Origin of the sequence: Microcystis sp. M20BS1, assembly GCF_020245305.1 — a bacterium.
GTDB lineage: Bacteria > Cyanobacteriota > Cyanobacteriia > Cyanobacteriales > Microcystaceae > Microcystis > Microcystis ichthyoblabe_A.
Genome location: NZ_JADBUZ010000103.1, coordinates 36,886 through 48,870 on the forward strand (window position 1 = coordinate 36,886; position 11,985 = coordinate 48,870).

Sequence of the window (11,985 nt, forward strand, 5' to 3'; positions counted from 1 at the left end):
ATAATTTTAAAATATGCCCTTAGATAAGATAGCTGCTGATGCCTTAATTTATGCCGGTGGTGCAGCTTTTAGTGCGCTGGTATCGAGTGGAAATAATGCTTGGTCAGCATCAGAAAATCGTAAATCTTCTGAAAGTATCAGTCGGCTAAATCGGGATTCTTCCGAAGAAATTGCTCGATTAAGTAGAAAGCATTCCGCAGAATTGCAATATAATCAATTAAAATTTTCCGTATTGCAACAAAGAGAAAATCAAGAATTTCAAAGAGAATTAGCTGAACTTAACCACGAAAGAGCGAAGGAAATTGAGGCTTTTCGGGCGCAGGTTAACTTTGCGATTAATCAAAAAAATCTGGATTTTCAAAAATGGCGTTTTGAGCAGGAAAAGAAGATTCAGTATGATATTTTGCAGTTACAGCAAGATTTTCAGCGTGATTTGACCCAAATTCAGCATCAAAATGCTTTAATACAAATGCGGGAAAGGCTTAGGGAAGATAAATCGCCTATCGCCAATTTAGCATCTGATTTACTGGAAAATTCTTTCGCTCATGGCATAATGCCTTTAAAAGTGCTACTTGCACCCCCTAGCTTAGATTACGATCCCAGTTCAGGCAAACCCTATCAAGCTAGTTATGAAGGGTTTTTGTCTAAGGAAATTGAGCAATTTCTTCATCAGGGTTATTTGAATAGTAAGCAATATCCTGTCCAGTTATTAGATAAAGCTTGGGAATCCAATAAGCGGGGCGGGGGGTCGGCTTTGCAAGCGCTTCATGCACAATTAAAAAGTATTCCTATTTTAGTTTTAGAGTCTGAAATTCCCTTGGGGGAACTCAATTTTCGTGCGGGTTATTGGTCGGGGGGCGATGTTTCTTACACGCAGGCGACGATTTTATCTGGTCAGTCTGTTGCTGATTTACTGAATAATTCAGCGAAAAAAAGGGCTTTGGAGTGGGAAATCACTCGCCAGAAGTTACAATCTCTGGGTAAGGATGAAGCCTATATTAAAAATATGGGCGGGGTGAACGAGGAGAATTTACAAATTTTCTACAAGGAGTTAGCTGAAAAAGAAGAGTTAGAAAAGCATGGCATTGATACTTCTAATCTGCCAATCGGCAAAGAGTATAAAATTACAGACCAAGACTACAAGAGTTTTTATAGCTATCTGGCAGTATGGCACTGTTTAGTCATTGGACTTTATGCGGATATTCTCTTTCTGGGAAATTCTTGGGAAAATACGCCTTTGTTACCGAGCTTGATTCCCTATTTGTTGGAAAAGTACAAGAATCATTCTTTTTTAACGTCGGAGTTTTGGCAGATGGGAATTTCAACCGTTGTCAAAGCTTACGGGCAGTTTTACGATACTTTAAAATCGGATGCTCCCTCTTGTTTGCCTGAAATCCGCATGAAGTTGGCGTTATCTTTGGCTAATTTACCAAGTCAGTATCAGTATTTGGCTTTAGAGCAAGGTAATAAGGCTTTTTCAGATTGGTTACGAGCTAATGATGCGCCTTCGGACAAGGTTTTTGATCTCGACAATGACGCTGATTGTCAGCTTTTGAAACGGATTATTTATCAAGAAGATAAGCCGTTTTTAGAGTCTTTGAAGTTGTTATTAGAGAAGGTTAAGGATGCGGACGGGATTGATGGGAGCCAAAGTGCGGGGATTAATAGTCTTTTGGCAGGTTGGCAATTCTTGAATCGTTTTGGTAATATTCCCCACTTACCCGCAATGGAAGTAGTAAGTGAGCCGATGGTTGTGGAGGAAAAACTCAAACATGAGGAAAAGACGATTACTCCTATCGCAGACTTTACTAAATTAGATTATTTGTTGTCTCAACAAGCGTGGAAACAAGCAGAAGAAGAAACTCTTGCAATGATGTTTAAAATCGTGAATAAGAGTAAGCGAAGTGATTATCTAAGTGGGCAAGACTTTCTGGATTTTCCTCGTATTGAGTTAGAAATAATTGACCGATTATGGAGAAAATATAGTGATGAAAAATTTGGATTTTCAGTACAGAAAAAAATCTGGATAGAGATAGGCGGTGGAAGAGGAGTAGTCTATTACCACGGCAGGGTTTACTCACTGGATCAGAATACTTTGCGTAAATTTGGAGAAAAATTAGGTTGGAGACGCGAAATTGATAAAGAAAATTGGTCTTTTGATCTAACTAATAATCTTATAGAAGCACCACAAGGACACAGGCCATGCCTAATAATGGGGTCACCTTCTGACGGTGACGGTATTGATGTGACCGGTTTGATATCTCTTTACTCCTCCTTAAATTATGAGGAACAAGAATAATAGCTTTCTCTCATTAATAAGACATGGGTATTTTGAGAGTTCACAGAATGATTGTTGTTCCTTAGTAGGTTTTCGTGTTGTTTGTGTTCCATAGAATTTATCACGGCTTCCATGCTTGTGAGTTAATCCGCAAGCGCCGGATCGAAGCTCGACGGGCCGAGATTGCTACTAACGCTCAGGAAGTGTTTAGGGTTTGCTGAAAAAGTACGGGCGAAGCATTCGGATAGAAAATCTCCGGTTTCACCGATAGGTTACTGCCCGAATGCTTCGCCCCTACAGGGCGCGGGCCGATGAAGACGCGATGACTAAACGCTTTGTTATCGATACCAATGTTATTATCAGTTAATATCGAGAGATTACGCCAACGTTTTCGAGAGTTGCTCAAGCTAGTGAAAAAGTGAGCTTGCAGTTATCTTAATGGTGAGGTAGGAAGTTTTCGTTTTGGGGAGTCGATCGCCGGTCGTCCATAGCAAATTAGGTTACACTTCATCTTGATGAGAAAGGCTATAAACAAGACTATGTTAAGAAATGTAACCAAGGACGAAACCCTTACTGTTGCCTTGTCTGCACAGTTAACTTTATTTTTGTCCGACTACCGATAATTCTCAGCCAGTAATTTATAAGCAGATCAATGTCATCTTGTCAAGTATTTGAACAATCAATTCAGATTAAAGCTAGTGCCACGACGGTGGAGCGTTGTATCACGGATTTAGAGTTAATGCGTCGTTGGTTGAATCCGGTGTTAGTTTGTGAACCTATCGGCGATTGGAAGACCGATATCGGTGGGAGAAGTCGTTTTTTGATTCAAATTCCCCTAATTCAGCCAACGCTAAAAAGTACGGTGATTGAGAGGGAACCGGGGTTAATTGTCTGGCAATTTGAAGGCTTTTTTCGCGGATGCGATCGCTGGGAATGTCAACCCAATGATGACGGCACTTGTTTAATCAATCGTTTTGAGTTTGCGATTCCTAATCCGGTTGTGGGGTGGGGATTCCAGCAATTCGCCGCCAAATGGACTAAAAAGGATATGGAAGCGCAATTAAGAAGATTAAAACGAGTAGCCGAGGAAATTTATCTACTTTCAGCAACAAGTTAAGCTGATGGGGTGGTAAGCGGGGGGTTTTGGGGATGGGAGAATACCCTCACCCCCAACAGCTAACCCCTGATCCCTAATCGATCGAGATCGACTGGGGACTGTTGCCGTTATCCTGATTATTGTCGTTAAAACTGACTAATCCCTGCTGTTCTAACCATTTTTTGAGGGGATCGTCCGAAAGTTTCAAGCGCAGTAATCCAGAGGCAAAACCACCGAAAAAAGCGATCGGTTGTTGAATCAGTTCTTTAACAACGGGTTGTAATTCATCGAGAAACATCTTATTCTATCTCCTGATATTGTCACACCTATCAATGTTAAGTTAATTGAAGTGATTCTGTAAGACTAGCATGACTGAAACTTCCGACACGGTGAAAAAATCTTTCCGGCTAACCCCGTTTATTTTCCTGGGAATACTGCTCATCTGGCTAGGAATTAGGTTAATTGCTCCCGATAGCGTTAGTTTATTCGCCGGTACTCGTCCCGATTATTTGGGAGTCAGGGAGGGTAAACTGGCTCCTTGTCCAGTCACTCCTAATTGTGTTAGTAGTCAGAGTCAGGATCAGGCTCATTCGATCGAACCCCTTAGTTATCAGGGTAGCGGTGAAAAAGCGATCGAGCAATTAGCTAAAATTATCGCCTCCCAACCGAGAACTAAAATTATTAACCAAGATAGTAACTATCTCTACGCCGAATTTAGCAGTCAATGGATGGGATTTGTCGATGATCTAGAATTTTCTCTTAATCCTAGCAAAAATGCGATCGATGTTCGCTCCGCCTCCCGGTTAGGAGAATCGGATTTAAATGTCAATCGAGAACGAGTGGAAACCCTGAGAAAACTCTTTTCAGTGATCAGTAAACAGTAAACAGTGAAAAGTAATCGGGTGCATCTCAATTTTGTAGAAATATCTATACTACATTTGGGCGCACGCGATGCGCCCCTACCATTGGTGCGATAATATTATTATTGTAGGGGCGAATTGCATTCGCCCTCTTTAAATGACTTCTGCTGCTCACCTATATGTCAGAGAAAGTCACCAATAGGAGATGCACCCAATCAGTAATCAGTAATCAGTAAACGGTGAAATGACTCAGAGAATACTGACTCGGAGAATAATATAAGAAAAATTATGTTTCGTCCCCAACCGATACCAGCAAAAGCAGGACAGGAATCCGTCTGGGATTATCCTCGTCCCCCGCGCCTAGAATTATCGCCTAAACACCTAAAAATTATCTTTAATGGGGTGATAATTGCCGATACTAAAAGCAGTTATCGAGTTCTAGAAACCAGTCATCCTCCAGTTTATTATCTACCGCCCCAAGATATTAAAATGGAATACCTGCAAGCCACAGCAGAAAAGTCTTTTTGTGAGTGGAAAGGTCTAGCGGGATATTACAATATCACCGTTGGGGATCAACAGGCAATTAACGTCGCTTGGTATTATCCAGATCCGACACCAGAGTTTCAAGCAATTAAGAATTATCTGGCTTTTTATCCCGCCAAAATGAGTGCTTGTTATGCCGATGGGGAATTAGTACAACCGCAACCCGGCAACTTTTACGGGGGATGGATAACCTCCGATGTGGTTGGTCCATTTAAAGGCGTTCCCAATAGTTGGGGCTGGTAATCACGTTAAGTAAGTAGGGTTTGCTGAAAAAGTTTATTGGTGGAGTCAGGAGCCGGTCGTCAGGAGATTATTTTTATTTATTCTTCCCACACCCCACTTCCCCAAAACCCCACACCCCACACCCCACACCCCACACCCCACTTCCCCAAAACCCCACACCCCACACCCCACACCCCACACCCCACACCCCACACCCCACACCCTACACCCTACACCCCACATCCCCTTAACTCCTAGTTTCTACTTTTTACGAGAAATTATGACTATATCCCAACCCGATCTAGAACCCACTTGGATGACGATTATTCGCCTCTTGCGCTGGGATAAACCCGCCGGTAGGTTAATTTTGATGATTCCCGCTTTATGGGCGGTATTTTTGGCGGCAGACGGGGTGCCACCGCTACCCTTGATCGGGGTGATCATTTTGGGAACTTTGGCCACTAGCGCCGCTGGCTGTGTGGTTAACGATCTTTGGGATCGGGATATAGATCCACAGGTCGATCGCACTCGTAACCGTCCTTTAGCGGCCAGAGCTTTATCGATCAAGGTTGGTTTGATTATCGCTCTAATTGCTTTCTTTTGCGCCGCAATTTTAGCTTTATATCTGAATTTCCTGAGTTTTTGCCTATGTTTAGCCGCCGTTCCCTTGATTATCTGCTATCCTCTCGCCAAGCGTTTTTTTCCTGTACCCCAATTGGTTCTTTCTCTCGCTTGGGGTTTTGCGGTTTTAATCTGTTGGAGTGCCGTCACCGGGTCGTTAGATAGTAATACATTTATATTATGGGGAGCGGTGATTTTTTGGACATTGGCATTTGATACAATTTATGCTCTGTCCGATCGAGAGGATGATCTCAAGGTTGGTATTAACTCTAGTGCCATATTTTTCGGCAAATACGCCCCGGAAGCCGTGGGGGTCTTTTTTGCCATAACAGTAGGTTTATTGGCTTGGGAGGGGCAAAAAATGCAGTTATCAGCCTCTTTTTGGCTAGGGTTGGGTCTAGCGGCGATCGCTTGGTTGCGTCAATACTGGTTGTTACGTCAATCGGATTTACCCAAACCAGTTTATGGTCAAATGTTCGGTCAAAATGTTTGGGTCGGTTTTATTTTATTAGCGGCTATGATTGCGGGGAGTTATTTTTAAATAAGTAAATCGAGTAATTTTTGACTCTTTCGGTCTTCCCAAGCGTTTTTTAAGCTCGATCACTATAAAATCAAGTTAGTAAATTACCGCCCCTTAACTAATGTCTAACTCGAAATCCGATAACGTTTGGAATCACAAACCCCGTTGGTGTCAACCTTGGTCGATTTTATTGACAGGAATTACCCTAATTGCTGGGTGTTGGTTTTTAACTCAGCGTCTCTGGTTAACCCTACTCCTATCTATTCCTATACTCCTCTGGTGGTTTGTCTTCCTAATTCTTTATCCGCGGACGCTGCAGCAACAGTTAAACACAGAAAGAATCGGGGAAAGCATTGATTAAAACAGGAAAGACAGGACAGGGATTTTTATCCTGTAATTGACTACTTTCATCTCCGCGAAAAGTGTTCCAACGGAAGGGAGCTTTTTTTTCACTCGACATCCATAAAAGTCTTTTTGCTCGCGTCATCGCTACATACAAAAGTCGGTATTCTTCAGCTTTTTTAAGTTGTCCAGCTTCTAACCAAGCGCTTAAAGGTGGGGGAATAATTGGTATGCTGTCGGGGTTTAAATAGCGTTGATGAACCGCTGCTCGAATTTGCGCCCGGGCCACTTCTGCGAGGGTAAAATCTCCCAAAAATTTCGCCCCATTGGGGACCCAAGGTTTGCCTGGGATAATATCTTCGTGAAGAAAGGGAATAAAAACATAATCCCAGTCTAAACCCTTGGCTTTGTGCATAGTAATAATCGTCAGTTGTCCGGGACGAGTATAACAATCGTCGTTATCTTCTTCCACTCCTTCAAAGCGCTCAGAGGCGATAATTTCATTAAGAGTATTAATTGTATTTTTGAGAGAACTATTACCAGCAGTTTCCTGATAAATACGGGCGGTTAATTTTTGCAAAGTTGCTAATTCTGACCCCGAATATTGGAGAGTCATAGCGAAAAAAGACAGGAGTTGATAATGGGGTAATTCTAATCTAGCTTTTAGTAAACTGCAGCAATAACGACGGGCGATTTTTTCGTTAGATTTCAGTTCAGGATCGAGGGGAGTGGGATAAAGAAATTGTTCGGGATAGGTAACTAAAGGATTTAAGTCTTGGGCAGTAATTAAACCCCTCAATTGTAGCACTTCTAAAGCCGCTTTGAGATAATCGGGAGAGTGGGGACGTTCTACAAAAGCCAATAGTTTCAGCATTTCGGCGGGAATTTGGGAAAAGCGATCGATCTCGTTAGCTTCAAAAATTCTGATTTGATAACTTTTATAAAAATGGGCGAATTTTTGAGCAAAAAAGTGTCCTTGTCGATTTTCTCTAACGAGGATAGCGGCATTATGTTGAGGGTTTTCTTGAAGTAATTTAACTAGACGTTTTTCAATTAATTCTACTGTTTGATAAATGTCATCGGGTTGATAAATTTCTAATCCTTTTCCCTCCTTGACTGGATTAGGTTGGGGATCTTCGGCGCTGACGGGAAGAATCGCTTGAACTCGAAAAGGAGCCTCGGTAACTTTATGATTATCTTTTCCCTGTTTCCAATCTCGATCGACCCATTGTAAAACTAAATTAGCAGCTTCAATAATTTTAGTATTGCTGCGACCTGCTTGGTTCATAGTCGATAAATTGCCTTCGCTTTGACAACTTTCACAAAACCAATTAAAGTAAACAGGATCGGCGGGGGTAAAGGTGGAATTAATGGCTTGATTGGGATCGCCGACGCGAATTAAATTAGGTATTTCCCCGTCATTATTTTTTGCTAAAATAGTAATTAGTTTTTCTTGGAGAGGACTAGAATCCTGTGCCTCATCTTCAAAAACTCCAAAGACAGATTTTTGCCATTGTCGGCGAATTTTTTCTTCCTCTAATACCCGCAAGGCTCCTAAAATCATGTCATCATAATCTATATAGTTTTTCTGACGCATCAGGATTTCATACTGTTGGTACAAACCACTAGCAATAGCGAGAATTTGATAATTATCGTCGGTATAGTGGCTTAATTCCCAAACTTGCTGCGGTGATAATCCCGAACTTTTTAGCTCATGAATGGCCGTATAGGCAAGACTAGGTAAAATTTCGGTTCTCAGCACCGATTGACGGCGTAATCTTTCTGTTTCTTCCCCATCAAATTCTACTCCTTCTAATAACTTTTGATAACGAATTGGATCAGTAATTAGCCATTTTTCCACCGAGTTTCTAATAATTCTATGGCTAGGAGTCGGAATAACTAATGTAGAAGATTCGAGGTCTAATCCCGATAATTCTGGGTAACGACGGGCTAATTGTAGGGCCAGTCCGTGCAGAGTTTGGACGCTGAAACCTTGGGCCGAAAGTTGTAAATCTTGCAAACGTTGTTTAATTTTAGCTTTAATACTAGCGGCAGCCGAGCGGGTGTAGGTGACAATAATTAACTGTTTTTTAGCATGAAGTTGCTCACGAGCAATAACCATAGCGGCAGCTACGGCCAAACTGTGGGATTTTCCTGCCCCCGGCACCGCAGAAATGGCCATTTTTCCCCCTTGCCAATCGGCTAATTCCTGTTGTCCGGCTCGCAGTTGTTGCCGGAGATTGACCAGTAAACTTTCTCGATTAATTACTTTAGTTTCGCTCATTATTCTACGCCAATTTTATTTTTAGTTTAATTGTATTACTAATTATAGTTTCTTCTTAAACCAATTGCTGTAAAAGTTAGCTAGAGATAACTAGAATGGGGAGATGGGTTTTTTCAGTGAACAGTAAACAGTAATCAGTGAAAAGAAAGTAGCGAAGTTTTCACCTAACACTGTCCACTTAAAACTGTAATCTGATCACTGATAACTGATAAGTAGGTAGGTATTGAAAACTTTCAGATCCCCCCGCCTATCGGCACCCCCCTTATCAAGGGGGGCAGGGGGGATCGAACCTAAAATCCATTTGTAATTTAATTATAACCAGCTACTTAACTGATCACTGATAACTGATATGTAGCCAATTTTGTTGTACTTCTACCCGAATTTTGCCGGTTAAGGAGGAAGTGGCATCGCGATTAACACCAGTAATGAGATTAACCACTGACTCAACTTCGGCAAAATTAGGCGATGAGGGTAAATATTGAGCTAAAAATAAACGAATCACTCGTCTTTGTATCGCTAGAGGTAGAATTTGTAAAGGGGAGCGATCGAGTCTTTGTTGATCTAGATCGATAACTTGACGAAAAATATCCCGGGCAATACTATCTAAATAATCGCTTTCTGCTTCCAAAATTTCGGCAGTTTGGGCGAGATGTTTTTCAATTTGGGGGTTTAAATTAGTTTGCAGGTACGGTAATAATTCCAGACGGATGCGATTGCGAGCATAGCGTAAATTCTCATTAGCTCGATCATACCAGATCGGTAATTCTCGACTTTGACAAAAAGCGAAAGTTTCCCCGCGAGTGACATTTAAGAGGGGACGGACTAAAAAAATATCTGAGGTTAAACTTGTCAACCAAGTTAAGGCAGAAAGTCCATCACTACCCGCCCCGCGCATGAGATTATAAAGAAAAGTTTCCGCTCGATCGCTCCTCGTGTGTGCCGTGAGAAGATAATTAAAACCCTGTTCTTGGGCGATTGTTTGTAAAGCTTGATAACGCCATTGTCGGGCCTTGGCTTCCGTTTCCGCCATGGGGGGTGCGGTGGTAATATAAACAGGTAATTGCCAAATTTCGGCGATTTTCTGCACATGATCCACTAATCCTCGGTCGGAGGACCAACGGTGATCACAATGAGCGATCGCCAGTTGCCAACCCCAACGAGGGCGCAAATCCAGCAATAATTGACCTAAACATAGAGAATCCTGACCTCCCGACAATGCCACTAACAGAGACGCATTTTTAGGTAGTAATTGTCCCTTTTTCACCGTGGTTTCCAGACGAGTATGGAGAGGTGTCCAAAAATTAGCCAAAATTTTTAGATTTATTTACTTGACAAATGACAGATAACTAGAAAAAGAGAAGGGAGAGGGAATTATGAATTATGAATTATGAATTGGGAAGTATTTTCAGTGAACGGTAAACTGATAACTGATAACTGATAACTGATAACTGATAACTGATAACTGATTTAACCTTGCCAATTAACCCAATCTTGTGGTTTTAGGAAGACATCATAGAGTTTTGCTTCTGGGGTATTGGGTGCAGGTTGATAACAGTATTCCCAACGGACTAAAGGAGGTAAAGACATCAAAATTGATTCGGTACGACCGTTAGTTTGCAACCCAAAAATTGTGCCACGATCATAAACTAAATTAAATTCTACATAACGACCGCGACGATAGAGTTGAAACTGACGTTCTCTGTCACCGTATTCCGTCGAGTGCCGTTTCTGGACAATGGGAACGTAAGCGGGTAGAAAAGCTCGGCCACAGTCATTAATGAAACTAAAAATTTCTTCCCAGTTGCGGGGTTGTTGGGGAGATAATTTTTCTGAATAGATAGCGGCATCACTTTCGGCAAAGGGACCCCGATAGAGAGGGTCTAAACCGTCTTGGTAATCAAAAAAAATCCCGCCGATGCCTCTGGCTTCCTGACGATGATTGAGATAAAAATATTCATCACACCAGCGTTTAAAAACGGGATAATATTCGGGATGATGTTGGTCGCAAACCTGTTTAAAAGTGCGGTGAAAATGACTAGCATCTTCTTCAAAGCCATAGTAGGGAGTTAAATCGGCACCACCGCCAAACCACCAAACTGGGCCAGCTTCAAAATAGCGATAATTGAGGTGAACCGTGGGAATATAAGGATTGCGAGGATGCAAAACCATCGAGGTTCCCGTGGCGTAAAATTGATGACCGGCAGCCTCGGGCCGTTGTTTGGCAATGCTAGGAGGTAATTCTTTCCCCCAAACTTCCGAAAAATTCACCCCTGCTTGTTCAAAAATTGCCCCTTCCCGCAAAACTCGCGAACGTCCGCCGCCACCTTCAGGCCGTTGCCAACTATCTTCGATAAATTTTGCTTGTCCATCCACTTCTTCTAATCCCTGACAAATTTCATCCTGTAGGGATTTCATAAATTCACTGACGCGGCTACGGCTGTCACTGGCCGGCAAATTGGCAAGGGTGGGGGTTGTGGTGAATGCAGTCATACTCAAGGATCAAAATTGATAACTCAGTGATTATATTACTACCGGGTGATGAAACGGCCGCTCTTCGATACTTAACTTAACATTTAGAGGGATTGGCGGTGGGGAAGTGGGGAGCGCCGGAGCGCATATTAGAGTTAGTCCCGCTCCGGGGACAATAACACAGATACCCAACTTCTACCACCATGTCCTCCCGTCGAATCATCATCGGTGACGTTCACGGTCAATACGATGCTCTTTTGCAGCTAATGGAAGCAATCGCGCCTCAAGAAAAGGAACTGGTTTATTTCTTGGGCGATTTAATTGATCGTGGTCCTAATAGCGCCCAAGTGGTTGAATTTGTTCGTCAACACCGCTATCGTTGTCTATTAGGCAATCATGAACAGATGCTGCTAGAAGTATTGGGCAGCCAAGGAATGATGGGGGAAATGTTGCCGGCTTGGCTTTATAGTGGCGGTCATGCTACTCTCGTGAGCTATAACCACAAAATACCGCAAGATCACATCGATTGGCTGAAAACCTTGCCTCTTTACCCCGATTTAGGCGATATTTGGCTGGTTCATGCCGGTGTTTATCCCCATTTACCCCTAGAACTGGACTTCCCCGTTGACAAAAAGCCATAACCTATGCTGTAGGAGGGATTAAGAGAATTTCCGCCGCCCCGTTACTGGGTACAAATCAGGGAAACTCCCAATAAATCTAACGCTTTTTGTTGCAGTTGAGTCGGTCGAG

At 42.4% G+C, this 11,985-nt stretch carries 11 protein-coding genes and 1 pseudogene; 7 read left to right on the plus strand and 5 right to left on the minus strand.

What is annotated here, in order from left to right:
* The first annotated feature begins 13 nt into the window (after positions 1-13).
* On the plus strand, positions 14-2,299 hold the full coding sequence (locus tag IM507_RS10560) for a GUN4 domain-containing protein (RefSeq protein ID WP_123230538.1): 2,286 nt from the start codon (positions 14-16) through the stop codon (positions 2,297-2,299).
* Between the two features lie 175 nt (positions 2,300-2,474).
* On the opposite strand, the gene IM507_RS10565 is transcribed toward IM507_RS10560, so the two are convergent.
* Positions 2,475-2,684, minus strand: a complete 210-nt coding sequence (locus IM507_RS10565) for a hypothetical protein (RefSeq protein ID WP_159252977.1) — start codon at positions 2,682-2,684, stop codon at positions 2,475-2,477.
* Between the two features lie 246 nt (positions 2,685-2,930).
* Between IM507_RS10565 and IM507_RS10570 the strand changes: the two genes are divergently transcribed.
* The gene (locus tag IM507_RS10570; RefSeq protein ID WP_002736419.1) at positions 2,931-3,395 is read left to right on the plus strand and encodes an SRPBCC family protein; all 465 of its coding nucleotides are present in this window, start codon (positions 2,931-2,933) and stop codon (positions 3,393-3,395) included.
* Positions 3,396-3,468: 73 nt separating this feature from the next.
* Here IM507_RS10570 and IM507_RS10575 read toward each other — a convergent pair whose 3' ends face one another.
* A complete protein-coding gene (locus IM507_RS10575) occupies positions 3,469-3,672 on the minus strand; it encodes a hypothetical protein (RefSeq protein ID WP_002737727.1) in 204 nt (67 codons plus the stop codon).
* Positions 3,673-3,742: 70 nt separating this feature from the next.
* Here IM507_RS10575 and IM507_RS10580 point away from each other — a divergent pair, with 70 nt between their 5' ends.
* From IM507_RS10580 to IM507_RS10595, 4 genes are all read left to right on the plus strand, one after another.
* Positions 3,743-4,258 (plus strand): DUF1499 domain-containing protein, encoded by a 516-nt coding sequence (locus IM507_RS10580; protein ID WP_002737526.1) that lies wholly within the window; start codon positions 3,743-3,745, stop codon positions 4,256-4,258.
* Between the two features lie 264 nt (positions 4,259-4,522).
* Positions 4,523-5,020 carry a DUF427 domain-containing protein gene (locus tag IM507_RS10585; RefSeq protein WP_002735494.1) on the plus strand — a complete coding sequence of 166 codons (498 nt, stop codon included), beginning with the start codon at positions 4,523-4,525 and terminating at the stop codon, positions 5,018-5,020.
* Positions 5,021-5,279: 259 nt separating this feature from the next.
* Positions 5,280-6,161 carry a 4-hydroxybenzoate solanesyltransferase gene (locus IM507_RS10590; protein WP_069475459.1) on the plus strand — a complete coding sequence of 294 codons (882 nt, stop codon included), beginning with the start codon at positions 5,280-5,282 and terminating at the stop codon, positions 6,159-6,161.
* Positions 6,162-6,261: 100 nt separating this feature from the next.
* Entirely contained in the window at positions 6,262-6,501 is a 240-nt protein-coding gene (locus IM507_RS10595) for a DUF6737 family protein (protein WP_002736158.1), read from the plus strand.
* Here IM507_RS10595 and IM507_RS10600 read toward each other — a convergent pair.
* The 3 genes from IM507_RS10600 to hemF form a co-directional block, all read right to left on the minus strand.
* The gene (locus IM507_RS10600; protein WP_123230540.1) at positions 6,466-8,766 is read right to left on the minus strand and encodes an ATP-dependent helicase; all 2,301 of its coding nucleotides are present in this window, start codon (positions 8,764-8,766) and stop codon (positions 6,466-6,468) included. The two genes, IM507_RS10595 and IM507_RS10600, sit on opposite strands and share 36 nt — an antisense overlap.
* Positions 8,767-9,100: 334 nt before the next feature.
* On the minus strand, positions 9,101-10,075 hold the full coding sequence (gene tilS / locus IM507_RS10605) for a tRNA lysidine(34) synthetase TilS (RefSeq protein ID WP_123230541.1): 975 nt from the start codon (positions 10,073-10,075) through the stop codon (positions 9,101-9,103).
* A 158-nt stretch (positions 10,076-10,233) separates the two neighbouring features.
* Complete coding sequence (gene hemF, locus IM507_RS10610) at positions 10,234-11,256, minus strand: oxygen-dependent coproporphyrinogen oxidase (RefSeq protein WP_002738246.1); 1,023 nt, start codon at positions 11,254-11,256, stop codon at positions 10,234-10,236.
* Positions 11,257-11,438: 182 nt separating this feature from the next.
* Between hemF and IM507_RS10615 the strand changes: the two are divergent.
* A pseudogene (locus IM507_RS10615) lies at positions 11,439-11,846 on the plus strand (metallophosphoesterase family protein); the annotation flags it as partial.
* Positions 11,847-11,985: the final 139 nt, after the last annotated feature.